The sequence below is a fragment of the Myxococcus guangdongensis genome (genome assembly GCF_024198255.1).
GTDB lineage: Bacteria > Myxococcota > Myxococcia > Myxococcales > Myxococcaceae > Myxococcus > Myxococcus guangdongensis.
In genome coordinates this window covers 149,302-175,673 of the sequence record NZ_JAJVKW010000016.1, presented here as the reverse complement: position 1 = coordinate 175,673, position 26,372 = coordinate 149,302, and the positions used below count along the sequence as shown (strand labels likewise).

At 69.2% G+C, this 26,372-nt stretch carries 19 protein-coding genes; 4 read left to right on the top strand and 15 right to left on the bottom strand.

Features of this window, described 5'->3' with window-relative positions; genetic code table 11:
• Positions 1 to 5 precede the first annotated feature (5 nt).
• From LXT21_RS37125 to LXT21_RS37110, 4 genes are all read right to left on the bottom strand, one after another.
• Positions 6 to 656 (bottom strand): sensor histidine kinase, encoded by a 651-nt coding sequence (locus LXT21_RS37125; protein WP_254042966.1) that lies wholly within the window; start codon positions 654 to 656, stop codon positions 6 to 8.
• Between the two features lie 246 nt (positions 657 to 902).
• Positions 903 to 1,355 (bottom strand): deoxycytidylate deaminase, encoded by a 453-nt coding sequence (locus tag LXT21_RS37120; protein ID WP_046713582.1) that lies wholly within the window; start codon positions 1,353 to 1,355, stop codon positions 903 to 905.
• Positions 1,356 to 1,432: 77 nt separating this feature from the next.
• Positions 1,433 to 2,308 carry a S1 family peptidase gene (locus LXT21_RS37115; protein ID WP_254042965.1) on the bottom strand — a complete coding sequence of 292 codons (876 nt, stop codon included), beginning with the start codon at positions 2,306 to 2,308 and terminating at the stop codon, positions 1,433 to 1,435.
• Positions 2,309 to 2,432: 124 nt separating this feature from the next.
• Positions 2,433 to 4,682: a PrkA family serine protein kinase gene (locus tag LXT21_RS37110; RefSeq protein ID WP_254043004.1), complete on the bottom strand. Its 2,250-nt coding sequence runs from the start codon at positions 4,680 to 4,682 to the stop codon at positions 2,433 to 2,435.
• Between the two features lie 341 nt (positions 4,683 to 5,023).
• Here LXT21_RS37110 and LXT21_RS37105 point away from each other — a divergent pair, with 341 nt between their 5' ends.
• Positions 5,024 to 6,547, top strand: a complete 1,524-nt coding sequence (locus LXT21_RS37105) for an Hsp70 family protein (protein ID WP_254042964.1) — start codon at positions 5,024 to 5,026, stop codon at positions 6,545 to 6,547.
• A 21-nt stretch (positions 6,548 to 6,568) separates the two neighbouring features.
• On the opposite strand, the gene LXT21_RS37100 is transcribed toward LXT21_RS37105, so the two are convergent.
• Entirely contained in the window at positions 6,569 to 8,587 is a 2,019-nt protein-coding gene (locus tag LXT21_RS37100) for a protein kinase domain-containing protein (protein ID WP_254042963.1), read from the bottom strand.
• Between the two features lie 346 nt (positions 8,588 to 8,933).
• On the opposite strand from LXT21_RS37100, the gene LXT21_RS37095 reads away from it, so the two are divergent.
• Positions 8,934 to 10,991 (top strand): carotenoid oxygenase family protein, encoded by a 2,058-nt coding sequence (locus tag LXT21_RS37095; RefSeq protein ID WP_254042962.1) that lies wholly within the window; start codon positions 8,934 to 8,936, stop codon positions 10,989 to 10,991.
• Between the two features lie 65 nt (positions 10,992 to 11,056).
• Here LXT21_RS37095 and LXT21_RS37090 read toward each other — a convergent pair whose 3' ends face one another.
• Together LXT21_RS37090 and crtI are read right to left on the bottom strand one after the other, a co-directional pair.
• The gene (locus tag LXT21_RS37090; RefSeq protein WP_254042961.1) at positions 11,057 to 11,863 is read right to left on the bottom strand and encodes a hypothetical protein; all 807 of its coding nucleotides are present in this window, start codon (positions 11,861 to 11,863) and stop codon (positions 11,057 to 11,059) included.
• Between the two features lie 184 nt (positions 11,864 to 12,047).
• Entirely contained in the window at positions 12,048 to 13,544 is a 1,497-nt protein-coding gene (crtI, locus tag LXT21_RS37085; RefSeq protein WP_323395489.1) for a phytoene desaturase family protein, read from the bottom strand.
• A 180-nt stretch (positions 13,545 to 13,724) separates the two neighbouring features.
• On the opposite strand from crtI, the gene LXT21_RS37080 reads away from it, so the two are divergent.
• Positions 13,725 to 19,040, top strand: coding sequence for a trifunctional serine/threonine-protein kinase/ATP-binding protein/sensor histidine kinase (locus LXT21_RS37080; RefSeq protein ID WP_254042959.1), 5,316 nt, complete (start codon positions 13,725 to 13,727; stop codon positions 19,038 to 19,040).
• A gap of 85 nt (positions 19,041 to 19,125) precedes the next feature.
• Here the strand turns inward: LXT21_RS37080 and clpX are convergent, their stop codons facing one another.
• The 3 genes from clpX to LXT21_RS37065 form a co-directional block, all read right to left on the bottom strand.
• Entirely contained in the window at positions 19,126 to 20,403 is a 1,278-nt protein-coding gene (gene clpX / locus LXT21_RS37075) for an ATP-dependent Clp protease ATP-binding subunit ClpX (protein WP_046713573.1), read from the bottom strand.
• Between the two features lie 223 nt (positions 20,404 to 20,626).
• A complete protein-coding gene (locus LXT21_RS37070; protein WP_223784435.1) occupies positions 20,627 to 21,283 on the bottom strand; it encodes a hypothetical protein in 657 nt (218 codons plus the stop codon).
• Positions 21,284 to 21,310: 27 nt separating this feature from the next.
• Positions 21,311 to 22,228, bottom strand: coding sequence for an AgmX/PglI C-terminal domain-containing protein (locus tag LXT21_RS37065; protein WP_254042958.1), 918 nt, complete (start codon positions 22,226 to 22,228; stop codon positions 21,311 to 21,313).
• Between the two features lie 44 nt (positions 22,229 to 22,272).
• Between LXT21_RS37065 and LXT21_RS37060 the strand changes: the two genes are divergently transcribed.
• Positions 22,273 to 23,121, top strand: a complete 849-nt coding sequence (locus LXT21_RS37060; RefSeq protein WP_254042957.1) for a tRNA pseudouridine synthase A — start codon at positions 22,273 to 22,275, stop codon at positions 23,119 to 23,121.
• A gap of 25 nt (positions 23,122 to 23,146) precedes the next feature.
• Here the strand turns inward: LXT21_RS37060 and LXT21_RS37055 are convergent, their stop codons facing one another.
• The 5 genes from LXT21_RS37055 to LXT21_RS37035 form a co-directional block, all read right to left on the bottom strand.
• Positions 23,147 to 23,311, bottom strand: a complete 165-nt coding sequence (locus LXT21_RS37055) for a ribbon-helix-helix domain-containing protein (RefSeq protein ID WP_074956984.1) — start codon at positions 23,309 to 23,311, stop codon at positions 23,147 to 23,149.
• 59 nt (positions 23,312 to 23,370) lie between these two features.
• Complete coding sequence (locus tag LXT21_RS37050) at positions 23,371 to 23,940, bottom strand: hypothetical protein (protein WP_254042956.1); 570 nt, start codon at positions 23,938 to 23,940, stop codon at positions 23,371 to 23,373.
• 56 nt (positions 23,941 to 23,996) lie between these two features.
• Complete coding sequence (larE, locus tag LXT21_RS37045; protein ID WP_254042955.1) at positions 23,997 to 24,890, bottom strand: ATP-dependent sacrificial sulfur transferase LarE; 894 nt, start codon at positions 24,888 to 24,890, stop codon at positions 23,997 to 23,999.
• 103 nt (positions 24,891 to 24,993) lie between these two features.
• A complete protein-coding gene (cysC, locus tag LXT21_RS37040) occupies positions 24,994 to 25,785 on the bottom strand; it encodes an adenylyl-sulfate kinase (RefSeq protein ID WP_254042954.1) in 792 nt (263 codons plus the stop codon).
• Positions 25,786 to 25,978: 193 nt separating this feature from the next.
• Entirely contained in the window at positions 25,979 to 26,365 is a 387-nt protein-coding gene (locus tag LXT21_RS37035) for a Mov34/MPN/PAD-1 family protein (RefSeq protein ID WP_254042953.1), read from the bottom strand.
• Positions 26,366 to 26,372 lie beyond the last annotated feature (7 nt).

Here is a 26,372-nt window from a genome sequence, read left to right as displayed (position 1 = left end):
AGCCCTCAAGCGCGAGGAAAGATGAGACGGCAGGAACCACCGCGGACATGGAGGTCCACACCCAGCTGCGAGCAGCGCAGCCCCAGCGCGGCCACGGCGTCCGCCAGCTCCGGCGCGCCGTCCCCTCCCGTGTCCTCGACCTCCAGCACCGCCACCGGGCCGTCCGCGCGCACCATCACGCGCACCGAACCCCCACCTTCCGCCCGCCGGACTCCCCGCAGCAGCGCCTGGATGACGAAGAAGCCGAGCTCCGAGGTATCCGAGAGGCACACCCGCACCCCCGCCTCCACGGCCACTTGCATCGTGGCGCGACGCTTGCGGCCCTCGTGCGCCACCACGCCCAGCGCCCGCGTCGTCGCGTCCGACAGGTCCACCTCACCCGCCGGGCCGCCCTTGGCCACGATGAAGTCGGAGAACTGCCGCAGGATGCCGTCCACGCGCTGGATCTGCTCGCGCAGCGCCTTGAGGTTCTTCTCCTGCGACGGGGGCACCTGCCCCGTCTCTGCCTTCAGCTTCTCCGACAGCACCTCCAGATGGATGGCCATCGCGTTGAGCGGGTTGCGGACGTCGTGCAGCAGGCTGTCCATCAGCGTCTGCACGGCGCCGTAGCGGGCAGCGCCCACCACCGGATCCGTCGACTCCTGGACACGCACCATGCTGCTGGACACAGCCGTCGAGCTAACCAACGGAAACTCCTCGGGTTTTTCGTCTCCCTCCCCCGCCGCCACCCCACCGCGGCCAAGAGTTAGGGAGCGCGTTCCACAACGTCAACCCTGGGTCGGTAATTCTTGCCGGAACCGGCAAATTCCCGAGCAGGGACGCCTACTTGCGCAGGCTCCCGAGTGTTGTCCGGGTGACGTTTCCCGTGGCGCTTCCGGAGCGTGTGCCCGGGGGCTTCCCGCTCAGGTCGATGACGCGGGCGGGCGCGAGGCCTCGCCCAGGCCCACCAGTTCCAGGTTGAGCCGGGTGGCGACCTCGAAGATGCGCGGATCCCGGTAGAACTCCCCGAAGACGATGCGCACCAGCCCCGCGTTGGCGATCAACTTGAAGCACGGCCAGCAGGGACTGGCGGTGGTGTAGATGGTCGCCCCGTCGATGCCCACGCCGTTGGTGGCCGCCTGGATGATGGCGTTGGCCTCCGCGTGCACCGTGGCCACGCAGTGTCCGTTCTCCATCATGTGGCCCACGTCGTCGCAGTGGGGCAGCCCGCGGATGGAGCCGTTGTAGCCGGTGGACAGGATGGTGCGGCCGCGGACGATGACGGCGCCCACGTGCTTGCGATCACACGTGGCGCGGGTGGCCACCTGCTTCGCGATGTCCATGAAGTACTGATCCCACGAAACCCGTCCGGACATGCGCTCGCCTCTGGGTGACACGAAAAAGAGCGGGACGGATGTAGCGCGGACGGGGCGCCTGTCGACAAAAAGGCGGGTCAGCGACCCGCGGCGTGGGCGACGCCTCCCTCACCGGGCAGGCTGCGCTCGAGCAGCCGGCCGAAGCCCTGGGCCTTGAGGAACTGGCGCACCTTGGTGCTGGGCGCGGCGAACGTCTCGCCAGGCATGGGCACATCGAAGCTGAAGCTCTCCTGCTGCACGGCGAAGTCCACCTGCGCGGTGCGATAACCCTCGACGATGGCGAGCAGCCGGCCCGTCTCCAGGCTGAAGATGCCGCCACCCGACGCGCCGTAGCCGATGGGCGCGTCCGTCTTCACCAGCTTCGGCCGCCGCGACTCCCGGTCCCACTCCACCTGGGACAGCATGCCGCCGGACAACGACAACGCGCGGCCGAACGGAGACGCCGCCACGACGACGTCCTCGCCTGGCTCCAGCTCCGCCTCCTCCGCCAGCTCCACCGCGGGCAGCCCGAGCCCCGGCACGCGCACCAGCGCCAGGTCCATCTCCGGCACCTTGCCGCGCGCCACCACCTGCCCCACGTGTGTCTCCACGTCCCCGCGCCGGTCCACCAGCACGCGCAACTCCGGGGCGTTCAAGTCCTCCATCACCACCGCGTGCGCGTTGGTCACCACCCACGCCACCACGCCGTCCTCGCCGCGCTCCGAGCCCACCACCACGCCGGACGCCGTGCGACGCACGCTCTCCCCCTCGGCGATCTGCAGCCGCACGTTGTGCGGGAGGATGCGGCGCACCATCTCCTTGCGGGTCGGCCTCGCGGGCTCGGGCATCGCCACCACGCGCACCACCTCGGCGGCGGGCTTGGGCGCGGGAGCGCTCGCGTGGGGGGACGAGGCGCCGACACACGACGCGAGGGCGAGCAGGGCGACGGGGGCGCCCAGGAGGAAGCGGGTCATCGACTCTCCGGGATGATGGATGCGCGTAGAACTGCGAACTCGCTCGACGCCCTCATCTTCCCGAGCCTGCTTACCAATGGAAAGCAGGCGCCCGAGCAGGCCCGTCAGCCCGCTCGCCCGCTCCTCATGCGTAGCGCTTCTTCATCAGGAACAGGATGGCGTCCTTCGCGCAGTGCTCGCAGTAGCCGTAGCGCTCCGCCATCGCCTTGAGCGTGCTCTGCACCTGCGTCTGCTCGCGCGACGTCAGCTGCGCCCGGTCCTCGGAGAGGTACTTGAGGACGTTCTCCTTGTTCTTGCGCAGCACGCGCTTGCGCTCCTCGAAGTAGTGGTCCCTCAAGCGCTTGAACATGTCCGGGAAGACGCGCGCGTAGTCCATCACCACGTCCGGGTTGTCCAGCCGGTGGGCGCCGATGGAGGCGATGAGCCCCCGACGGAAGTCCGCCGCCTCCTCGCCCCGGGGCATGACGATGGCCTCCACCTCCTGCATGCGCTGCTCGTCCGGCTTCTCCATCTCGCCGGTGACGCGGTTGCGCATCTTCTCGCCGCGCACCCAGTGGCTCACGCTCTGGATGTAGCGCTCCACCAGCTCGCGGTACTGGCCCTCGGACACCAGGCCCATGGACTCGCGCACCTCGGTGTCCACGCGGTCCAGGTACTCGGTCTCCGCCACGCGCACGAAGGCCTCGTGGTCATGGTAGCCGTCCACCACCTCCTGCAGCAGGAACTCGTAGACGCTCTTGTCCTTGCAGATGGCCTCCAGCTCCTCCAGCACCGCGAGCGCGTTGAGGCACTTGTAGTCGGGGTTCTGCGCGGCGTTGAACAGCGCCGTCTTGATCTCCCGCGCGCTCGCGCCCATGCGCCCCTCGTAGTTGGGGTACGCGTCCGACTCGGTGAAGAGCTCCTCGCGCAGCTTGCGCAGCTCCTTGGTGTTGGCCAGGCTGAGCCGGTCCGGCGGCGCGCCCTCCTCGTACAGGTGCAGCTTCTCCACCGGCGTGACGTGGTCGATGAGCTCCTTCACGTCGCTGGGGTAGCGGTCCGGAATCGGCTTCTTGAGGCGCGTGAGCACCGCCCACATCGCGGCCACCGCCGTCGCGTGCGGCGCCACGTGCTTGCCCACCGTCGTCGCGGACACCTGCATGTCGTAGATCTGCTGCTCGGTGCGGTAGCGGCGCAGGTATGGCACGCGCACCAGCTCGATTCTCCCCTTGAACGACGCGAAGTCCGGCAGCTCCTTGAACGCGCCCAGGTGCTTCTCGTTGGAGGACGCGATGAGCACCTCGTCCAGCTGGAGCACGAACGGCTCGAGCGGCACCTCGCTCGTCTCGCTGAAGCCCAGCAGGTACTTGAAGGCCTCGAGCGGCCGCTTGAGCAGGTCCGCGTACTCGATGAGCCCGCGGTTGGCGTGCACCAGGGGCCCGTGGGGCTCGAAGAGGACGGTGCTGTGCAGGGGCGCGGGGACGTTGAGCTGGGTGCGGTCCGCGGTGAGCTGCTGCACGACCGCGTCCACGCTCATCTGCGGCTCCACCGTCACCGTGGCCACCTGGTAGCGCCGCGACACGTAGAAGCGCTCCACCTGGACGTGGCGCATCACCTTCAGCCAGTCGCCGTTGTACGAGTTGAGCAGCGCCGTGTAGATGCGCCGGCACTTGGAGCACAGCTCCCCGTCGCGCACGTAGTCGGAGAGGATGAAGTCCCCCGTCTCCCCGTCACCGTTGCCCAGCCCCTTCTTCTTGAGCGCCGTCTCCAGCACCTTGCGCCGGTCCACCGCGGGCATGGCGAAGAGCGGGTGGTCCCTGAGCTCGCAGGGCATGCGCAGGTCGATGGACTCCGCGTCCAGGTGCGCGAAGGTCGTCAGCTCCCCCTCCCCCGTGGTGGCCCGCTCCCCGAAGCCGATGGAGCCCTTGATGAGCTTCTCCGAGGGGAACACCCAGGCGATGCGGTACAGCGCCCCCTGCGGCAGGCGCGAGTACGTCTCCATCCCGGACTTGAGCGCGTTGACCAGCGAGGACTTGGCGCTGCCGTTGGGGCCGTGCAGGAAGATGAGCTTGTTGATGCGGCCGGCGCGCACGAAGTTGCCGAGCACCCGGTAGATGGCGTTCTGCACCTCCTCCTGCCCCGCCACCCGCCCGTCGCGCTCGTTGTGCTGCGCATCGAACACCTTGAAGCGCCGGATGCTCCCCGTCGGGTGCGCCACCGTCTCCGTCCCGAAGTGGTCCATCACGTCCCGCAGGTACTGCGCCGCGTTGCGCGCCTGGGCCTTGGGGTCGTTCAAGAAGAGCGACAGGTACTCCTCGAAGGACAGGATCGAACGGTTCTTGACGAAGTCGGCGTTCACCTGCGAGCCCACTTCCTGCAGATACCCCTTCGCGTCCACGTGGCTCTCCTCGTCGTCGTCCAGGTCCGTTGATCTAGCCACGCCGCCGGCGGGCCGCAGGCCGTCCTCTGCGCTCCTCGACCTTTCCCGCCCACCCTCCGGAAAGTCCAGGGCCCTTTGGCCTCGTGTCGTCCACCCCACGTGCTCGGGCCGCCGGCTGTCCTCCAGGGAGGAGAGTAGCCCAGGTGCACTTTTCGCCCGACATGGTGCGGGGTTGCAGGGCTTTGCAGGACCCAGGGCGCGGTGAGGGCGCCAGGTGGGTGTCAGCTTACTCGCGTGGTGGGCCAGGGTGCGCTACGGTCCAGCCTTTCTCTTCGGTGGCCACCCGGAGCCCAGACACGATGCACAAGGAGCCCATCATCGGCATCGACCTCGGCACGACCAACTCGTGCGCGGCGATTGTCGAGGACAGCGGGAACGTCAAGCTCATCCCCTACAAGGGCGGTGAGTACACCATCCCCTCCATCTTCGCGATTGATGACAAGGGGAACGAGCTCATCGGCTACGAGGCCAAGCGCCAGTGGCAGCTCAACCCGCGCAACACCGTCTACGGCGCCAAGCGTCTGGTAGGCCGTCCATTCGGCAGCGATGTCGTGGAGACGATGAAGAAGGTCGTGGCGTACAACATGCGCCAGGGCAAGAAGAACGACGTCACGCTGGACGTCGGCAAGCGTGAGTTCACGCTGCAGGAAGTGAGCGCGAAGATCCTCGGCAAGATTCGCGAGGTCGCGTCCAACTACCTGAAGATGCCCATCAAGCGGGCGGTGGTGACGGTCCCCGCCTACTTCAACGACCGGCAGCGCCAGTCGGTGAAGGACGCCGGCAAGCTCATCGACCTGGACGTCGTGCGCATCATCAACGAGCCCACCGCGGCGGCGCTCGCGTACGGCGTGGGCAAGGGCCTGAAGGAGAAGGTCGTCATCTACGACCTGGGCGGCGGCACCTTCGACGTCTCCATCATCGAGATCCGCGAGCGCGTCTTCGAGGTGAAGTCCACCGGCGGCGACGTGTTCCTGGGCGGCATCGACTTCGACAACGCCATCATCCACCACGTCCTCAAGGACTTTGCGGCCAAGACGGGCATCGACCTGGCCACGGACCCGGTGGCCATGCAGCGCATCAAGGACCTGGCCGAGCGCACCAAGATTGACTTGTCCGCGCGCGACGAGGTGCCCTTCAACATCCCCTTCATCACGATGACGTCGCAGGGCCAGCCCCTGAACATCGAGATGAAGTTCACGCGCAAGATGCTGGAGCAGCTCACCAACCACCTCGTCGACCGCACCCTGCAGATGGTGGCGCGCGTGCTGGTGGACTCGGGCCTGTCCACCAAGGACGTGGACCAGGTGATGTTGGTCGGCGGCCAGACGCGCATGCCGATTGTCCAGGACCGCCTGACCAAGTTCTTCGGCAAGGCGCCCAGCAAGGCCGTGCACCCGGACGAGGCGGTCGCCATCGGCGCGGCGCTCTACGCGCACTCGCTCCAGGACGACACCAACCTGCGCATCCAGCTGCTGGACGTGATTCCCATGGCCATCGGCCTGGAGAAGGCCGGCGGCGCCTTCCACGTCGTCTTCCCGCGCAACGCGCCCATCCCCAACGCCAAGCAGCTGCTCGCCACCACCAGCATGGACAACCAGACCGAGCTGGCCATGCGCATCTTCCAGGGCGACCACGAGATGGTGGCGCGCAACGACATGCTCGGTGAGTTCACCTTCTCCGGCATCCAGCAGGCCCGCGCCGGCGGCGTGCAGGTGGAGATCACCTTCGACGTGAACATCGAAGGCATCCTCACCATGCGCGCCCGCGATCCGGCCACCGGCCGGGAGATGAACACCACGGTGCGCGTCACCCAGAGCAGCTGAAGCGCCGCGCGCCGTCCCTGTTCATCGGGACGGCAGCGCCACCAGCCCCGCCGCCTCGTGCGAACCCTCCTCGGGCTCCTCCTGGCCGCCCGAGGGCACGTACGGCGTGGAGTCCTCCGACACCGGCGGGCGCGCCCCTTCCGCCCGGAGCAGCTCGTACACCAGCAGCTCCGCGGAGGCGCCCGGAGGCACCTGGGGCCCCAGCGACGCATAGTCGAAGGGCTCCTGGGCGCGCTCCTTGGTGCGCTCGCTGAGCAGCACCTGGCCGCGCCGCGCCAGGGTGGCGAGCCGGGCCGCGGTGTTCACCACGTCCCCCAGCACCGTGTAGTCGAGCCGCCCCGACGCCTTCGCGCCGATGCTGCCGGCCACCACGTCGCCGGAGTCCAGCCCCATGCAGACGCCATGGGCATACGGCGCGCCCTCGCCGCCCCGCGCGGCCAGCACCTCCAGCTGCCGGCGGATGGACAGGCACGCCTCCAGCGCGTGGTCCACGTGGCCGGGGCCCCGGAAGACGGCCATCACCGCGTCCCCCACGAACTTGTCCACCGTGCCGCCGCGCGAGAGCACCTCCGGGACGATGGCCTCGAAGATGGCGTTGAGCCGCCGCAGCGACTCCGGGGGCGGCGCGTCCTTGAGCACCGGGGTGAAGCCGTGCACGTCGACGAAGACGACGGTGCCCTCCACCCACTCGCCGGCCATGGCCTCCGTGCCCTGCATCATCGGCGGCAGCCGCTCCAGCACGCCGCCCGGGACGAACATGCGCAGAAGGCCGTTCTCCTCGGTGTAGCGCACCGTGCGCCGCAGCTCGCGCACGTGCTTGAGCGTCTTGACGAGCGTGGCCTCCAGGTCCGGGAAGTCGATGGGCTTGGTGATGAAGTCGAACGCGCCGCGGTTCATCGCCGTGCGCAGGTTGCTCATGTCCCCGTACGCCGAGACGATGACCACGCGCGTGAGCGTCGTCACCTCGCCGATGCGCGACAGGAACGTGAGCCCGTCCATCCTCGGCATGTTGATGTCGCAGAGGACGACCTCGGTGTCCGGGTGCTGGCGCAGCTCCTCCAGCGCCTCCTCGCCGTCCGCCGCGAACAGGAACTGGTAGACGTTGCGTCGGACCTGCTTGCGGAACACCTGCTCCATCAACACCGCGACATCCGGCTCGTCGTCCACCACCAGCACCTTGGCCGGACGCGCGGGCCGCCCCGCCTCCACCCTCGCGCTGAACGCCGAGGACAGCTCGTGCGCGGACTGGAAGCGCTTCGACGGGTCCACGTCCAGCGCCCGCGCGAAGAACGCGTCCACCTCCGTGCCCAGCTCGGGCGCCAGCGAGGACGGCGCCACCGGCGGCGGCGGCACGTTGCCCAGCCGGAACTGGCGCAGCGACTCCAGCGGGAACGGGTGCTGTCCGGTGAGCGCCCGATACGCCACCACCGACAGCGCCCACAAGTCACACCGGTGGTCCAGCCTCGGCGACAGCCCCCGCAGCTGCTCGGGGCTCATGTAGCGCGGCGTCCCCGCCATCTCCTCCTCGGGGTGCGGATGCGCCGTGCCTCCCTGGGTCAACAGGGCAAGCCCGAAGTCCAGCACCTTCACGACCTCTCCGGATGCGCTCCGGGAAAGGAAGATGTTCGCGGGCTTCAAGTCTCTGTGGATGACGCCAGCGGCGTGGGCGGCGGTGAGGGCGCGGGAGGTCTCGGTGAGCAGCCGCTCCACCATGGCGAGCGACAGGCGGCCGCGGCGGTTGAGCAGGGCCTCCAGGTCCTCGCCCTCGAGGAGCTCCATGACGATGTAGGGGGTGTCTCCCTCCAGAAGACAGTCGTGGATCTGGATGACGTGCGGGCTCTGGAAGCGGGCGATGGCCTGGGCTTCCCACTCGAACTGGCGCAAGGCGTGCGGGGTGGGCGCGCAGTGGGCGGCCATGAGCTTGAGGGCCACGCGGCGTTGGAGCTTGGGATCCATCGCCACCCACACCGTGCCCATCCCACCGCCCGCGAGCACCCGCTCGAGGACGTATCGCCCGCCGATGATGCGCGGCTCAGACATGTCGTGTTGGTTCATGGTTGGTCGCACCGAGCGTCGCGATGATGGCACATCGGGTCCACGAGCCGGAACACCATCCCGCCCCCTCCCTCCCCTGGCGAACGTGCCACCTCGTGCGAGTCGCGGACGTCGCACGTGTTACCGTGCTGGCCCCGTTCCCCGACTTGTTCCGCAGCTCCCTACCCGTGGAGGAGTCATGCCTGATGTGACTCGAAGCGCCGTGTCTCCCCTTCCGTCCCCCTCGGCGGAGGAAGTCGCCCCCCCCGCGCCGCCCCATTTGCCGGATGGGACGACGTACCCTGGCGTCGCCGTCCCGCCGGGTCTCAGACCCGGGATGCCGCGCAACGCGATGACGTCCAACCGGGAGCGCTTCACGCGCGAGCCGCTGCACGTGCTCGCCGGGAAGCTGCCACCGGACCTGCACGGCCACGTCTTCGTCGCCGGCCCCAGCGTGTCCGAGGGCTCACCGGCGCTGGCCTCGGATGGGTTGGTGCTGCGGCTCGACTTCGACGGGGCCCGCGCGACGTTCAGCTCCTCCATCATGGAGACGCCGTCGTACGTGGCGCGCGAGCCGGTCAACGAGGGCCAGACGTCGCGAGGGCCGCTCACGCGCTACCTCAATCAGTTCCGCGAGACCACGCTGTCGGACGTGTCCATCGCCCTGGGCGCGCAGGAGGCCCCCAACACGGCGCCCTTCCTGGTGCAGGGCGAGAACATGATGCTGGTGACGACGGACGCGGGGCGTCCGTGGGCCATCCATCCGATGACGTTGGAGGCGTACACGCCGCTGGGCTACCTGCGCGAGTGGAAGCCGGCCATCGGCACCCCGTGGGCCTTCCCGCTGCTGCAGAGCACCGCGCACCCCGCCTTCGCGTTCGAGCACCCGGTGGCCCTCTCCGAGGCGCCGGGCGCAGGGCAGAAGCCGCGCCTGTTCCTGACGAATCACGCGCCCAAGTGGCCGCTCGGGGAGGGCTGGACGCACCTGGTGAGCTGGGACACGTGGGAGAACCGGCTGCACCACTGGTCGCTCATCGACGCGGCCACGGGCAAGCCGGTGGTGACGCAGTCGCTGCATCAGATCGCCGTCACGCGCGACTACGTCGTCCTGCTGGACAGCAACTTCCCGGTCAACTTCTGGAGCATCGCGGTGCAGTCCGCGCTGCCAGGCATGACGCGGCTGCAGCGGCTGGTGAGCCGACTGACGTCCGAGCCGGCCTATCCGCAGGCGGTGTTCTGGGTGGTGAAGCGCTCGGACCTGCGCCCCTCGCCCGGCACGCTGTTGCCCGATGACCCGCCGAGAATCCCCGCGTACCGCTTCCAGTCCGGAGGTGGCGGTCTGCACTTCGCGGCGCGCTACGAGAACCCGAACGACGTCATCACGATTGTCGCGGGGCACTCGCCCACCGAGGACCTCTCCCACACCATCCGGGAGGGGGACCTGCTCATCAACGGGAACCGGGCCCAGGCGTACCAGGAGGGCATGCCCACCGCGGTGCCAGTGACACGCAGCTCGCTGGGCGTGCACCACATCGACATGCGCCGGCGGACCATCGAGTCGAAGCTGCACTCGCACGATGACTACACGTGGGGGCTCACCGTCTTCTCCAACACGGGCCTCATCAACGGCGAGCTCGAGACGAACCTGAGGCTGTACCTGGACGAGGTTCCGCGAGAGCCGCCTCCCGGGGGGGAGCCTCCCGGTGGCATCAACTGGGGCATTCCGGAGGACGAGCTCGCCATCTACTTCAACTCGGACGGCTTCGCGGCGGACATGGTCCCCGAGTTCATCTACCAGATGTACAAGCCCATCGTCGGAGACCGGGAGGGCTTGCCCATCCGCGAGGGCCGGGCCGCGAGCTTCTTCAAGTTCTTCATCAACTCCGGCCGCTTCGATGGCTACGTGCTGCCCACCGGCTGGTTCGGCTTCGCGCCGCAGTTCGTGCCCAGCATCAAGCTGCCGATGGTGCCGTACTGGAAGGGCTACGTCGTGGCGCTGGTGGTGTCGGACCCCACGCCGAACCTGCCGCCGGACTCGACGGGGGACGAGGTGTGGATCTTCGACTCGGAGGACATCGCCAAGGGCCCCATCTGCCGGCTGGGGAGCAAGAACTTCGACATCGGCATGACGCTGCACACGACGTATCTGCCACCGGGCCTGGGGGACATCCTCGACGGGCACGTGCCGAACGACCCGCCCTACTGCGTGGACGTTCGCGAGGACTACGACGTGAGCCAGATGCAGAAGAACTACGAGAACTGGCTGCCGGGCCTGTTCCCCCGCGTACCGCGCGCCCTCTTCGCGCCGTGGAGGCTGGGCGTGCGCTGGGTGCTCAACTTCCCGAAGCTGCGCGAGGTGTTCGAGAACGACGTGTACCCGCGCTTCACGATGAAGCCGCGCCGGAAGTAGCGGCACGACGACGATAGGGGTGCCTCGGGGACACGTGTGGTCTCCGAGGCATGGGCTCGCGCGAGTCAGTCACCTGCCATGACCGCGCGGGTCGCCTCCTCGAAGTAGGCGTCCGGCACGGAGGCGAGGACCTCGTCCTTCCCGCCCTCAATCCAGGTCCACCGCGCGCCCAACTTCGTGACCAGTCCGAGCGTCCCGCCGCGGAGCCTCGCGACGAAGTGCTTCGCGGTTCCCTTGCCGCCGTCTCCTCGCCACAGGACCTCCTCGAGGTCTGGAGGAGGACGGCCCGCGAGCAGCGGTGCGATGGTGGCCTGGCACTCCATCCGGAGGAGGCGTGCATCCAGCTCCACGAGCAGCTCCCGCACGCTCAGCCCCGCGCGCACGGGCTCCTCGTCGAGGTAATCCACGACACGGGCCACCGAGGCGGTGAGGTGCACGAAGGTGTCCTTGCCGCGACACAGCGCCGCCGCAGCGCCGGCTGTCCGCCGGGCCACCGCGAGCGCCTCCGACTCCTTGGCCTCGGAGCGCGAGTCCGCGATGAGCGCGTGATAGGCGCGCCCCGCCTTGCTCGTCAGCTTCTTGTCGTGCCCCAGTGAGATCGATTCTTGTGGCGTGAGGCGCAGCGGCTTCGCCAGGAAGTCACGCACGCGTTCGACGATGCGGTGCGCGACGGCCTCCTCGAAGCGGTCCGCGAGGAACGGCGACACGAGGGAGGAGAACCACAACCCCAGCTCCACCTGCCCCGCCGCCGGACACACGGGACGCGGACCGCCCAGCGCCCACCGAATCGCGGGCCGGTCCTCGGGCTTCGCCGCCAGGATCGCGGCCTTGAGGATGACGTGACAGCGCTCGAGTCCCTCGACTTCCGCCATGTCCATTCACCTCCGCGCGGCATGGGCCATGACACGCATCGCCCGGGTCCTCATGCAGCCCACCTTCTCCCCGCGACATCTCAGCGGCCAGAGGGGTCGTGCCGCGCGCGGAGACCTCACCCGCTCGGCCTCGCTCACCGATTCCTCGGGACACCACACGCCATGGCGAGCCCGCACCCGAGGCTCACGCCTCCGCCATCACCGTATCGACGATCTTCGCCGAGCACAGCACCGCGGGCAGGCCCGCGCCGGGATGTGTCCCCGCGCCGACGAGATACAGCCGGTCCACGTCCTCGCTCTTCGCCTGCGCCCTCAAGAACGTCGTCTGCAACAGCGTGGGCGCGAAGCTGAACGCCGCGCCCCGGAACGAGCGCAGGTCATCCCGGAAGTCCTCGGGCGTGAACACCCGCGACGTCACCAGCTCGGACTCCAGCCCCGGCAACACCGTGCGCGACAGTCGCTCCGCCAACATGCGACGGAACGTCTCCGCCCTCGCCTTCCAGTTCGAGCCCTCGCCCAGGTGCGGCACCGGCGCCAGGACATAGAACGCATCGTGCCCCGGTGGCGCCAGCCCCGCGTCCGTCGCGGTGGGCCGGTGCAAGTACAGCAACGGGTCCTGCGACGGCTGACCCGAGCCCGACAGTCCCGAGAACATGCCTCGGAAATCCCGACCGAACAGCAGCGTGTGGTGCGCGACCTCGGGGTACTGGCGCCGTGTGCCGAAGTACCAGAGGAACACGCTCATCGAGTAACGGGCCTGCTGGATGCGGTCATCCGTCCAGTGGCTGCGCACGTGACGTGGGAGCAGGTACCGGTACGTCCACGCCGCGTCCGCGTTGGACACCACCGCCTCGGCGGGGAGCCACGCGCCCGAGCCCACTCGGACCCCCGTGGCTTTTCGCCCCTCCACGGTGATTTCCGACACCTCGCTGTCGTAGCGGACCTCGCCGCCCAGCGACTCCAGCAGCGACACGAGCCCCCTCACCAGCGCGCCCGTTCCCCCCACGGGGAAGAATCCACCCCAGCGCCGCTCGACGAACTGGATGGACGTGTACACCGCGCTCGCGGCCGAGAACGGACTGCCGCCAATGAGCAGCGGATGGAAGCTCAGCGCCTGCCGGAGCCGCTCGTCCTTCACGTGCCGCGACACCAGACCGTACATCGTCCGGAAGGCCTCGTCGCGAACCAGCGCCGCGGTGAAGGGCGCCAGGCTCAGCACGTGCGGCACGGGCGCGCTCATCAGCGGACCGATGCCCGCCTCGTACATCCGCTCCACTCGGGCGGACAGCGCCAGATAGCCCGCCTCGTCCCCGGGCGAGACGCTCCGTACGGACTCGAGCATCCGCTCCCGGTCCGTGTGGTAGTCGAACGTGAAGCCGTCCGGGAAACGCATCCGGTAGAGCGGCGTCACCGGCCGCAGTTCGACGTGCTCGGAGAGCTTCCGCCCCGCGAGCGTCCAGAGTTCCTCCAACAGGTGCGGACAGGTGATGACCGTGGGGCCCGCGTCGAAGGTGAAACCGTCCTGCTGGAAGGCATGGGCGCGCCCCCCCGGGACGGCGCGACGCTCGAGGACGGTGACTCGCCAGCCTCGCGCGGCCAGTCGCACCGCCGCCGCGAGCCCTCCGAAACCACTGCCGATGACGAGGACGCGCCTGCCGTCCCGCCGTGTGTCCTGTTCCACCCTGGCCGTCGCTCGCATCACCGTGGAGGTTGCATGGCACACCCGGCCCGAGACCACCACTGTGGTGAGCAGGCAGCCGCCCCGTGAAGTGGGCCCGCTTCGGTTGCGAGCCGCGGGCGGGCGCAGCTAGCCTGCCGGCCCCAAGGGGGGTGCCGCGCCCCTGCGCGCACGGGTTGAGCAATGATTGATGTCCCTGGCTACCGAAGCGACAGAGCGCTCTCCAGCTCCGGCTCCTTCCAGCTCGTTCGCGCCACCCGCGCCAACGATGGAGCCACCGTCAACCTCAAGCTCGCGGAGCCCTCGCGCACCGGAGCCCTCACGCAGCGGCTCCGGCACGAATTCGAGCTGACCCATCCGCTGCGCCTCGACGGCGTCCTCCACCCGCTCGCCCTGGAGGAGTCGCGTCCCGGCATGTCCGTGCTCGTGCTCGAGGGCTTCGGCGAGACGACGCTCGCCCAGCGCCTGGCCGTGGGCCGGATGGAGGTCCTCGCGGGCTGCCGGCTCGCCGTCTCGCTCGCGCGCGCCGTGGGCCAGCTCCACGCCGCCGGCATTTTGCATCGAGACCTGCAACCCGCGTCCGTGCTCGTGGGCGTGGACGGCGTGTCCGTGAAGCTGACCGGGCTCACCCTCGCCACGCGGCGCGCCCGCGCGGAGGTGGCCCCCGTCGCTCCGGACCGGCTCGAGGGCACGCTCGAGTACCTGTCCCCCGAGGGCACCGGCCGCACGCATCGCAGCGTCGACTCCCGCAGCGACTTCTATTCGCTCGGGGTCATGCTGTTCGAGCTGTTCACCGGCCGCCGTCCCTTCGCGGACACCGACGCGCTGGGGCTCGTCCACGCGCACGTCGCGCTGCCTCCGCCGCTGCCCCAGTCCCTGGTGCCGGAGCTGCCGCGCACGCTGTCCGCCCTCATCCTCAAGCTGCTCGCCAAGTCCCCCGAGGACCGCTACCAGAGCGCCTACGGACTGGTGGTCGACCTGCAGCGCTGCCTCGATGGTCTGGAGACGGGCGACGGCGTGCCCGACTTCGAGCTGGGCACCAAGGACGTCCCCGAGCGCTTCGCCGTCCCCGAACGACTCTATGGCCGGGCCCCGCAACAGGCCGCGCTGCGCGACGCCTTCGAGCGGGCCGCCGCGGGGCGCTCCGGCTTCGTGCTCGTCACCGGCGCGGCCGGCATGGGCAAGTCCGCGCTCACCGGCACGCTCAAGCGCCCCGTGTCGGAGAAGCACGGCCTGTTCGTGCGCGGCAAGTACGACCAGCTCCTGCGCGACACGCCCTACTCCGGCATCTTCGAGGCGTTCCGCGAGGTCGCCCGCAGCCTGCTCGGAGAGGAGCGCCTGGACCTGTGGCGTCAGCGCCTGCTGGAGGCGCTGGGCGGCATGGGCCAGCTCGTCGTGGACGCGGTGCCGCGCCTGGGACTGGTGTTGGGAGAGCAACCGCCCGTGGCCGAGCTGGACCCGGCCGAGTCGGAGCTGCGCTTCCAGCTGGTGCTGCGCAAGCTGGTGAGCGTCCTCGCCACGCCCGAGCATCCGTTCGTCATCGTGCTGGATGATCTGCAGTGGGCGGACAGCGCGAGCCTCCAGTTCCTGCGCCAGCTCCTGACGGACCGGGAGCTGGGCAACCTGCTCGTGGTCGCCGCGTGCCGCACCGAGGTCCTCGACGCCGAGCACCCCGTCGAGGGGCTCACCCAGGCCCTGCGTGACGCGGGGACGCCCGTGCAGCGCATCGACCTGGAGCCCCTGTCCCCCGAGCAGCTGTCGCGCCTGGTGGCGGACGTCTTCCCGGCGGCGGCGGGGCAGCCCGACACACAGCTCGACGCGGTGGTGCTGTCGCTGACGGAGGGCAACCCCTTCTTCGCGGTGCAGCTGCTGCGCGCCTTCTACGAGCGCGGTCTGGTGCGCTTCGACGCGGAGGGCGGAGGCTTCCGGTGGGATGGCGGAGCCCTGCGTGGACAGGACTTCAGCGACGGCGTGGTGGCGCTGCTCACCGCGCGCATCCGGGAGCTGAGTCAGGGCGCCCAGGCGCTGCTGCCCGTGGCCGCCGCACTCGGTCATGCCTTCACGTTGCGCAACCTCGCCACGGTGCTGGAGCGCACGCCCGAGCAGACGGCGGCGGTGCTGGACGAGGTCCTCCGCGCGGGCCTGGTCGCGCCCGTGGGCGAGCGGCTCACGGACACCGAGCCCTCCGACAGCTTCCAGTTCGCGCATGACCGCGTCCAACAGGCCGCGTTGGAGCTGACGCCGCCGGAGCAGCACCCGGAGGTCCATGCCCGCATCGGTCGGTTGCTGCTGCGCCACACGCCGCCCGAGCTGATGGACGAGCAGCTCGCGGACATCGTCAGCCACTTCCACCTGGCGCTGCCCGTGCTGAAGGACGCGCAGGAGCGGCACCGGGTGGCGGCCCTGGACCTGCGCGCGGGTCGCGGCGCCAAGTCGCGCGGCGCGTGGTCCGCGGCGCTGCGGCTGCTGACGACGGGCCGTCAGCTGCTCGGAGACGACGGCTGGAGCGCCAACCGCGCGCTCGCGTTCGACCTGCACGTCGAGGCGGCCGAGGCCGCGTACCTCGCGGCGGACTTCGAGCAGATGGAGCGGCTGGCCAGCGCCGCCCTGGACCACGCGCAGGACCGACTGGAGCAGGTGCGCGTGCACCTGGTGCGCATCCAGTGCCACTCGCACCGGGGCGAGCACGAGCGCGCGGTGGACCTGGGCCTGGAGGTGCTCGGCATGCTGGGCCAGCACCTGCCCGCGCGTCCCATCCAGGCGCACGTGCTGGCGGGCGTCGCGAAGACGAAGGTGCTGCTGGGCCTGCGCAAGCCCGAGGACCTGGAGTCGCTCCCCGAGCTGAGAGACCCACTGCTCGTCGCGACGCTACGGGTGATGATGAAGCTGGCCACGGCCGCGTTCATGGCCCGTCCCCTGCTCTTCCCGCTCGTGGTCCTGCGAAACCTCCAGCTCACCATCCGCCACGGCGCCACGGGCACGGCCGCGTTCGGCTACGTGGGCTACGGGTTGATGCTCAGCGTCCACCTGGGCAACCCCGAGGAGGGCTATCGCTACGGCCGGCTCGCGCTGAAGACGCTGGACCGCTTCGGCGCGGAGAGCCTGCGCTCGATGGTGCACTTCGTCTTCAACCTCTTCATCCGCCACTGGAAGGAGCCGCTGGCCACGTGCCTGGATGACTTCTTCGCCGGCGCGAGCAAGGGCCAGGAGACGGGCGACATCGAGTACTTCGCGTACAACGCGAGCGCGGGCTGCGCGGTGTCCCTCATCGGACGCGACGGGCTCCTGGAGCACGGCTCCCGCGTCGACCGCTTCCGCGACGCCCTCGCGAGCCACCGACACCAGAACGTGCCGTTCCTCCAGTACACGCGGCACACGCTCGACGTGCTCACCGGCGCGTTCTCGGGCGACGTCGAGGCACGGGAGCGGGACATCGTCGCGCCGTACCACCAGGCCGGCTATTCCAACGGCATCGCCACGTGCGAAGTCATGCGCACCATGCGCCGCTGGCTGTGGCGCGACGCGAGGGGCTCCCTCGAGAGCGCGGCCGCGGTGGACGCTCGCGCGGAGCTCATCACCGGGCAGATCTACCTGCCCTGGTACAAGTTCTTCCAGGGCCTGGCCCTGCTGGAGCTGCACACCTCCCGAGGACCGCTGGAGCGCCTGCGCGCATCCCGCACCATCGACGCGCTCCGCAAGCAGATGCGCGGCTGGGCTCGCATCGCCCCGATGAACTACGCCGCGCGCGCGGAGCTGCTCGACGCGGAGCGCGCCCGGGTGGATGGCAAGCCCACCGAGGCCGCGGATGGCTATGACCGGGCCATCCGGCTCGCGCGCGAGCACGGCCTGTCACTCGACGAGGCGGTCGGCTGCGAGCTGGCGGCGAGATTCCACCTGGACCAGCGCCGCGAGCGCGTGGCCCATGGTTACCTGGGAGACTCCCGCGCTGCGTACCTGCGTTGGGGCGCGCGCGCGGTGGCCACGCGGCTGGAGCGCGAGTACCCGCACCTGCTCCCCTCCACCCCCGAGCCCGTTCGGGCCGAGGAGTCGGCGGGCACGCCGCTGGCCTCGCTGGACCTGGAGTCGGTGCTCAAGACGGCGCGCGCGCTGTCCGGCGAAATCGTCCTGGACAAGCTGCTGCGCAAGTTGATGACGCTGCTCATCGAGAACGCGGGCGCGCGGCGCGGCTTCCTCATCCTCATGCGGCCCGAGGGGCTCTACATCGAGGCCGAGGGCTCGGTGGACGGCGCGCGGGTGCTGCTGGACCAGGGCGTGCCGGTGGAGTCCTCCACCGCGCTGCCGGCCTCCATCGTCCACTACGTGGTGCGCACCGGCGAGACGGTCATCCTGGACGACGCGGCGACGGAGGAGCCCTTCTCCGAGGACCCGTACGTGCGCACCGCGCATCCCAAGTCCGTGCTGTGCAGCCCGCTGCTCAAGCAGGGCTCGCTCACGGGCGTGCTCTACCTGGAGAACGACGCCACGCGCGGGGCCTTCACCCCCGAGCGACTGGAGGTCCTCCGCCTCCTGTCCTTCCAGGCCGCCATCTCCCTGGAGAACGCCGGGCTGTACGCGAGCCTGGAGGAGTACAGCCACACGCTGGAGCGCCGCGTGGACGAGCGCACCGCGGAGCTGCAGAGCAAGAACGTGGAGCTGGCCGAGACGCTCACCCGCCTCCAGGAGATGCAGCGTCAGCTCGTCGCCCAGGAGAAGCTGGCGTCGCTGGGCGCCCTCACCGCGGGCATCGCGCACGAGCTGCAGAACCCGCTCAACTTCGTGAACAACTTCTCGGAGCTGTCCACGCGGCTGGCCGCGGAGCTGGACACCACGCTGCGCGCCCAGACGGGAAAGCTGGAGTCCACCACCGCCGAGGACATCCTCGAGACGCTGGAGGACCTGAAACAGAACGCCCGGCGCATCCAGACCCACGGGCGGCGCGCCTCGGACATCATCAAGACGATGCTGCGGCACTCCCGCCGCTCCGAGGGCTCGCGCACCCGCGTGGACCTGAACGTGCTGATTCGCGACAGCGTCAACCTGGCGGTCCAGGGCCTGCGCGTGCGCGAGGGCGCGGCCGCGGTGGAGACGGAGACGGAGCTGGACCCGGGCGTGGGCACCGTCGTGGTGGTGGCCGGAGACATCAGCCGGCTCATCATCAACATCCTCGACAACGCCTTCTACGCGACGCTGGCGAAGCGCCGCGGCGAGGGCGAGGCCTTCGTGCCCCGCATCCAGGTCTCCACCCGGCGGCTCGCCGCGCGCGTGGAGCTCCGGGTGCGGGACAACGGGCCGGGCATCCCCCTGGAGATTCGCGAGAAGCTCTTCGACCCGTTCTTCACCACCAAGCCCGCGGGCTCCGGCACGGGCCTGGGCCTGTCCCTGGTCCACGACATCGTCCAGGAGCACCAGGGCGAAATCCGGGTGGAGAGCGTCGTCGGCGAGTACTCCGAGTTCGTCATCTCCCTGCCGTCGATGCTGCCCACGACGGCCGCCGCGTAACGGGCGCCGGACATGACTCGGCCCCTGCCTCCCGTGAGGGAAGGAGGGGCCGGAGGGACGGCTCGTCAGGAGGAGAAGCCCGGCGCTAGGCCGTCTTCTTCTCCTTCTCCATCACGAGCTGCGGAGGCTCGTGGCGGGTGATGACCGTCTCGGTGATCTTGCACTCCTTGACGCCCTCGCGGAACGGCACGTCGTACATGATCTCCAGCATGGCGTCCTCGAGGATGGCGCGCAGGCCGCGCGCTCCGGAGTGACGGCGCATCGCCTCGCGGGCGATGGCGCGCAGCGCCTCCTTCGTGAAGGTGAGCTTCACCTTCTCCATCTCGAAGAGCTTCTGGTACTGCTTCACCAGCGCGTTCTTCGGCTGGGCGAGGATGATGACCAGGTCCTCTTCCTTCAAATCGTTCAGCGTGGCGATCATCGGCAGACGACCGATGAACTCGGGAATCATCCCGAACTTCATCAGGTCCTCCGGCTCCGTCAGCGCGAGCAATTCGCCCACGCTGCGCTCCTCGCGGTGGGTGATCTTCGCGCCGAAGCCCAGGCCCTTCTCGCCCACGCGGCGCTTGATGACGCCGTCGATGCCGTGGAACGCGCCGCCGCAGATGAACAGGATGTTCGTCGTGTCGACCTGGACGTACTCCTGCTGGTTGTACTTCTTGCCACCCCGCGGGGTGACGTTGGCGCGCGTGCCCTCGATGATCTTCAAGAGCGCCTGCTGCACGCCCTCGCCACCGACGTCGCGGGTGGCGCTGGGCATGTCACCCTTGCGGGCGATCTTGTCGATCTCGTCGATGTAGACGATGCCGCGCGCCGCCTTCTCCACGTCGTAATCGGCGTTGTGGAGCAGGTTCTGGATGATGTTCTCGACGTCCTCACCCACGTAGCCGGCCTCGGTGAGGCTGGTGGCATCCGCGATGGTGAACGGGACGTTGAGGAAGCGCGCCAGCGACTGGGCGAGCAGCGTCTTGCCCGAGCCCGTGGGGCCGATGAGCAGGATGTTGCTCTTGCTCAGCTCCACCTCCTCGCCCGAGGGACTCTTCACGCCAGGGCGCGGTCGGGACGTGGGCTTCTTCTGATAGATGCGCTTGTAGTGGTTGTAGACCGCTACCGACAGGACCTTCTTCGCCTGGTCCTGACCGATGACGTAGTCGTCGAGGAACGCCTTGATCTCCGAAGGCGTCGGCAAGCTGACCTGGGGCTTGCCCTCCTCTCGCTCGTTCTCGTCCGCGATGATGTCGTTGCAGAGCTTGATGCACTCATCGCAGATGTAGACCGTCGGTCCCGCGATGAGCTTGCGGACCTCGCGCTGCGATTTTCCGCAGAACGAGCAGGACAGGTTGACGTGGTGCTCCTTCTTCACTGCCGCCTCCGAGTTCGCCGACCCCAGACTTGCCGGAGCCACTTCGCCGTCCACCGCTCCCCTACCTACACGGCCTGCCCACGTCTCGAACAGCCGTCAGGCCCACCTACACCGGGGCCCTGAACCACTATAGGGCCCTGTCCCTTGGGCAGGAAGCCCAACGGTGCGGGCCCGTTACGGACCGTACAGCGTCCGCAACGGGTGAGCGTTCAGTAACAGCGGCTCAGGCGTCCGTCACGCCCGAGGCGAGCTCCTCCACGTCATCCGCCAGGGCGGCCGCCCGCTCGGCGACAGCGTTCGGAATCTTGCGGCACCCCGCCAGCTCGCTGGCGAGCTTCCGGGCCATGGACGCCAGCTTGCGCACCTGGAGGCTCTCGGGGGGAGGCTCGGGCGGCGGCCGGGGGAAGCGCTCCGTGAACTCCTTCTTGAGCTCCGTCGGGTTCTTCTCCGGGCTCCAGATGCTGTCACGCAGGGACTTGTATTCAGTGGGAGACAACTGGCCCCGCTCCTCGGCGTCGGCCAGCACTTCGATGACCTCGAAGGCGGGCGCCTTCTCCGGGAACTCCTGGGCCCGCAGCTCCTCCTCGGGCTCGTGCTTGGCCAGGAAGCTGAAGGAGCGGGTGAGCTTGAGGGCCGTCTGCTTCTTGATGTGCAGTTCCTTGAGGCAGTAGGCCTCGAAGGTGGGATAGCCCCACTCCTCGAACTTCGCCTCATCCCGGACGGTGACGAGCAGCTTGCCCAGCTCGGCCCAGGTGGACTTGAAGCGTTTGGCGGCGACCAGCACGGTGTGACGGAAGGTCCCCGGCGGCACGCTCAGCGCCTTCTTCGCGATTTCGGTCTCGGCAACGGATGCGGCGGACATGGCCCCGGTATGGGGCATGCCCGTGGGGTGGGCAAGAAAGTGACCCTAGCCCCGCTTGCCGATGTTGAACGACAGGCCGACGGTCGCCCGCTCTCCCTCGTAGGCCCGGAACGGCCACTTCTGCAGCTCCGTCAGCAGGCACTCGTAGAGCGGGCCCTTCTTGAACTGGGGGTTGTCCACCCAGAGCTTGTTGACCTTGCCGTCGTTGCCGATGACGAACTCGAGCGGAATCTTCGCGGCGAGCCCCGGGCTGCGCTCGGCCTCTTCCTTGAAGCACTTGAAGAGCGTGGACTTGTTGCCCGCCACGACGCGGTTGATGGCGGACTGGTCGAACTGCTGCGCCACCTCCATGCCGTCCGGGTCCGTGCCCACGCTGCCCGCGGGGCGCGGCGGCCGGCGCTCGTCGGTCCGGGACGTGGAGGCCACGGCGGTGGGCTTGCCGGTGGAGGCGCCCGTGGGCCTGGTGCCCGCCGGGGTGCCGGGCTTCGCGGCGCCCTGCGTCGGGTAGTCGAAGAGCTCCTCGTCGTCCTGTCGGGCCTGGGCCACGCGGATGACGGGGGCCTCCATCTCGATGCCCTCGAACTCGTCCTCACCGAACCAGCCGTGCACCGCGGCGTTGCGCGCCACGTAGATGCCAGCGGAGCCGAGCACCAGCGCCAGGCCCGCGGCCACGCCGCCGAGCACCAGCACCCGCTTGTGGTTCTTCTCCCGCTCCACCAGGACGGCCGCATCCACGCGGGCGCGCGCCTCCGAGAGCGCGACGTGGACCTTGAAGGGCTCCACCTCGCGCATCGGGTGGAAGTCCCGCTCACCGGCCAGGGCCAGCGGCGACTCGGGGGTCAGCTCTCCCAGCTTGAGCTTCTCCACGATGGCCGAGCCGCTGACAGGTCCGAGGACCAGGTCACCATGTCGGAAGAGCCACTGCCCATCCACGTCCGCCGCGAGTTCTTGTCCAGCCGCCATTTCGCGCGCGATTATCCCGTGTAACCCCGCGACCTCGCAACGCCGTGCTCACTTCGACCTCCAAGCGGATTCCCGTCGCACTGTGGATCTGGTACCGCGGCGGAAACTTCCGCGGCTTCCAGCGCCAGGTAGAGGGCCCCACCGTCCAGGAGGCGCTCGAGACGGGCCTGCGGGCGGTGGGCGTCCCAGCCTCGGTGATGCCCTCGGGGCGGACGGACCGGGGGGTCCACGCCCGGATGCAGGTGGTGAGCGTGCGGCTGGAGGCGGGGGATTCGCCCGAGTCGCTGGCCCGCAGGCTCCCGGAGCACCTGCCGCCGGGGCTCGGGCTGTGCCTGGTCCGCCGACCCCAGGGCTTCCATGCCCAGTGGAGCGCCAGCGGCAAGGCGTACCGGTACCGGCTGCGGTTGGGGGGCCCTCAGACGGAGGACTGGGCACCCTACTCGCTCGACGTGCCGGGTGAGCCGGGGCTCTTGGGACGAGGGAGCGGCGTGACGCCCGAGCGGGTGGCGGAGCTGCTCGCCAGGGCCCAGGGCACGCGGGACTTCATCGCCTTCCATGAGAAGTCCAGTCCCCAGAAGCCGCGCACGCTGGAGTCCGCCACCCTGCACGAGCGGGGCGGAGGGCTGTACGAAGTACGGTTGGTGGGGGACGGCTTTGCTCGCTACCAGGTGCGCTACCTGGTGGGTGGCGCGCTGAAGGTGGCGGCGGGGCTGTTGCCGGAGGAAGCGTGGCACGCGGCCCTGGAGACGGGGACGGCCATGGAGGGCTTCAAGGCGCCCGCTCACGGCCTGATGCTCTGGGAGGTCCACTACCCTCCGAAGGTGGATCCCTTCACCGCCCCAGAGCGTCTCCAACCTCCGGGGTTGCCGCCGGAGTCACCCTTCTCGGAGTGACACGGGGCGGATCCACGAGCAGCCGTCAATCGACGAGCCGCTCCTCGTACTTCGCCAGCAGATCCGAGATGGCTTCCCGGAGGTACTCGCTCTGGCGGATGCGCGTGGAGCGCGACAGCTCCTTCAGGGCGTCGAGCTTCTCGCGGTTCAGCCGGAAGACCACTGAGGTGAGGCGGGGATTCAGTTCCAAGTGCGCAACCTCCTACAGATGCACACACCATCTCACAGCCCTTTCTGATCGCAAGATTTTCACTCGGATCCGCTGACCGGGAAGATCCACTGCAACCCGGTGAAGCCCTCGGCGTCGGCGCGCAGTCCGGATCCGAACCCGAGCGTGAGCCCGAGCCCCCCGTACACCGCGAGCCGCTCCGAGAAGGTGTGTCGCAAACCGAAAGCTACGCGAGGCCCCACCCACGGCCCAGAAAACGGCCGCACGACGGCGCCGAGATCCACGAAGGACTGCCACGCCTCCATCCCGAAGACGCTCCGGAAGCCCCCCACCACCGAGAGATCCGGCCCCCGGAGGCTCCCGCGGATCAACACGAAGACCTCGTCCCCTCCGTACCCCACCGTCAGACTGGCCCCCAGATCCAGCTGGGCATCCAGTCCGTGCACCACGTCCGCGTCCGACTCGCCGATCAGCTCCGTGTAGGACAACCCCGGTCCGAGGATCAGCGAGAAGGAGCGTCGGTCCCGGTACGGTGAGTCCACGTACTCGGCGGCGTAGGACGCGCCAGGGGTGAGCGTCAGGAGCACCACGCCCGTGGCGCCCGTCAGCCAGGAGGACCGCCCGCGCCTCGAAGACCGCTCGACCGTCATGATCTGCTCCGGGGATCCAGCAGCCTTGGGTGCCGGGCGGAGATGGGAGTCCGGGATCAGCTCACCACGGGCAGCGCGAAGCTCGGGGCTCCCGGCGTCGTGGGCTTCGTCACGCCAGCGGCCTCGTTCATCCGGCCCGAGCGGAACGGCTCCAGATCCAACGCCACGAACTTGAACCCCAGCGCCAGGAAGGCGGAGTTGATCCGCTGGCGCACGTCCGCCGCGAGGAAGCGCTCGTACTCCTCCGCCGCCACCTCCAGCCGCGCCACCTCGCCGTGGTAGCGCACGCGGAACTGGCGGAAGCCCAGCTTGCGCAGCTCCGACTCCGCTGAGGCGATCTGCAGCAGGCGCTCGCGCGTCACCGACGTCCCATAGGGGATTCGCGACGCCAGGCACGCCATCTGCGGCTTGTCCCAGGTGGGCAGCCCCAGCGCCTGGCTCCACGCGCGGATCTCCTCCTTCGTCAGGCACGCCGCGGCCAGCGGAGACTCGACGGCGTGCTCCCGCGCGGCCTTGTGCCCCGGGCGGTGGTCCTTGAAGTCGTCCGCGTTGAAGCCGTCCAGCACCACCGCCAGCCCCAACTCCTGGCGCCGCGCCTCGCAGAGGTCGTACAGCTCCGTCTTGCAGAAGTAGCACCGGTTGGTGGGGTTGGCGGCGTACGACGGGTTGGCCAGCTCGTTGCTGCTCACCACCACGTGCCGGGCGCCCAGCTTCGTCGCCAGCGCCCTCGCCTCCTCCGCCTCCTCGGGCGCCACGGACGCCGACAGCGCCGTCAGCGCCAGCGCCTTCTCGCCCAGCTCCTCCACGGCGATCTTCAACACGAAGGTGGAGTCGACGCCGCCCGAGAACGCCACCAGCGCGCTGCCGTGGGTGCGCAGCGCGGCCCTCATGGCCTCGAGCTTGGGGCGCGACGACTCACACAGGGCTTGGATTCGCTCGGGGCTCAGCATGCTGGACTCCTAAAACGGAAGGGCCCCGGATTGCACGCGCATCGCGCGGCAACCTGGAGCCCTTGTCATGGACACTGACGGGGCCGGATGCCGGCCCCCTTGCTCAGCGTGCCTTGCTCTTCGCCGCCGGCTTCTTCGCGGGGCTGGCGGGCTTGGCGACCCGGGCCGCGCGCGTGGCGGGACGGGACTTGGCGCCCTTGTCCGCCTTCGCGGGCTTGGCCTTCGTCGCGGCGGCCGGCTTCGGCTCCTCCGCGCGACGCGCCTTCGCGCCGCCGTTCTTCTCCGGCTTCTCGGCCTTCTCGCCCTTGGCCGGCAGCGGGTTGGCCTTCATCTTCTTGCCGGTGATGATCTTCAGCTCCTCGGTGGACATGTAGCCGAGGTCCAGGAGCGACTGGAAGATCTTCGCGGCGCCGTCCTCCACCGACTCGACGTCGGAGTGGATGGTGACCTCCGGCGACGTGGGTGGCTCGTACGGCTCGGTGATCCCGATGAAGTTGGGGATCTCCCCATTGAGCGCCTTCTTGTAGCGGCCCGTGCTGTCGCGCTCGATGAGCTTCTCGGTGGGGCAGTCGACGTAGACCTCCACGTACCGGCCGATGGCGCGACGGTTCTCCTCGCGCTTCGCCTTGTACGGGCTCACGCAGGGCACCAGCGCCGCGACGCCGTTGCGCGTCAGCACGTTCGCCACGAAGCCGAGCCGGCCCGCGATGACATTGCGCTCGTCCTTCGAGTCGCCCAGCCCCGCCCACAGCTCATCGGCGAGTTCACCCTCGTCGAGAATCTCCACGTGACGGCCCACCTGACGGAGCCGCGCCGCGATGTACGCGGCCGTGGTGGTCTTCCCGGTACCGGACATGCCGGTCAGCCAAAGGGTGAATCCAGTGTTGGAGGCCATAAGGATTTTAAACTCCCTGCGTCCGGAGCGCTTCTTGCACGCCGCGTTGGGACGCCGCAGATCCAGAAGATGCGCGTGGTTATAGACGAAAACCCACGCACTTGACAATTCGAGCGCACCTTTCCGCAGGTAGGGGTGACGGGCAGCCAAGTGCCTGCGTCCACTGGGCTTTTTCGTTCTTGCAATGCGGGATTCAAACCTGTCGCGTTCGAAATTCTCCCCCACTCCACTCATACTCACACACGCAGGTGACACAGCCGCGTTGTACGGATGCGATGAGATAGGAAACTCCCGGTAGCAGCGGATGGCCGGTGGGGGCCGCCCAGGCTGCGTCTTCCAGGGAAAAGGTGGGAGGGGCGTCGACATGTGAGTGGAAGACGGCGGTGATCCGCTCACCGTTCGACTCGGCCTGGAGGCACACCTCCAACCACTCGTGGGGTTCGAAGGCATAGGCCACGGTGGGCCTCGGGGACACGTTGCGAAGGGGCAGGACGCGGGCGGAGCCGGACGACGCCAGGATCACGCCGCAGCCCTCCAGCGGGTAGGACGCCTCCAGGTGGCGGAGCAGCGCCGTGCGCACCGGCTCC

Coding starts and splice junctions, on each gene's coding strand:
- LXT21_RS37050 (WP_254042956.1), bottom strand. CDS start 23,940: ATGACGGTCGAGCGGTCTTCGAGGCGCGGGCGGTCCTCCTGGCTGACG.
- LXT21_RS37070 (WP_223784435.1), bottom strand. CDS start 21,283: ATGCCCCATACCGGGGCCATGTCCGCCGCATCCGTTGCCGAGACCGAA.
- LXT21_RS37115 (WP_254042965.1), bottom strand. CDS start 2,308: ATGACCCGCTTCCTCCTGGGCGCCCCCGTCGCCCTGCTCGCCCTCGCG.
- LXT21_RS37105 (WP_254042964.1), top strand. CDS start 5,024: ATGCACAAGGAGCCCATCATCGGCATCGACCTCGGCACGACCAACTCG.
- LXT21_RS37125 (WP_254042966.1), bottom strand. CDS start 656: ATGGTGCGTGTCCAGGAGTCGACGGATCCGGTGGTGGGCGCTGCCCGC.
- LXT21_RS37100 (WP_254042963.1), bottom strand. CDS start 8,587: ATGTCTGAGCCGCGCATCATCGGCGGGCGATACGTCCTCGAGCGGGTG.
- cysC (WP_254042954.1), bottom strand. CDS start 25,785: ATGGCCTCCAACACTGGATTCACCCTTTGGCTGACCGGCATGTCCGGT.
- LXT21_RS37090 (WP_254042961.1), bottom strand. CDS start 11,863: ATGGCGGAAGTCGAGGGACTCGAGCGCTGTCACGTCATCCTCAAGGCC.
- LXT21_RS37095 (WP_254042962.1), top strand. CDS start 8,934: ATGACGTCCAACCGGGAGCGCTTCACGCGCGAGCCGCTGCACGTGCTC.
- larE (WP_254042955.1), bottom strand. CDS start 24,890: ATGCTGAGCCCCGAGCGAATCCAAGCCCTGTGTGAGTCGTCGCGCCCC.
- LXT21_RS37120 (WP_046713582.1), bottom strand. CDS start 1,355: ATGTCCGGACGGGTTTCGTGGGATCAGTACTTCATGGACATCGCGAAG.
- LXT21_RS37065 (WP_254042958.1), bottom strand. CDS start 22,228: ATGGCGGCTGGACAAGAACTCGCGGCGGACGTGGATGGGCAGTGGCTC.
- LXT21_RS37080 (WP_254042959.1), top strand. CDS start 13,725: ATGATTGATGTCCCTGGCTACCGAAGCGACAGAGCGCTCTCCAGCTCC.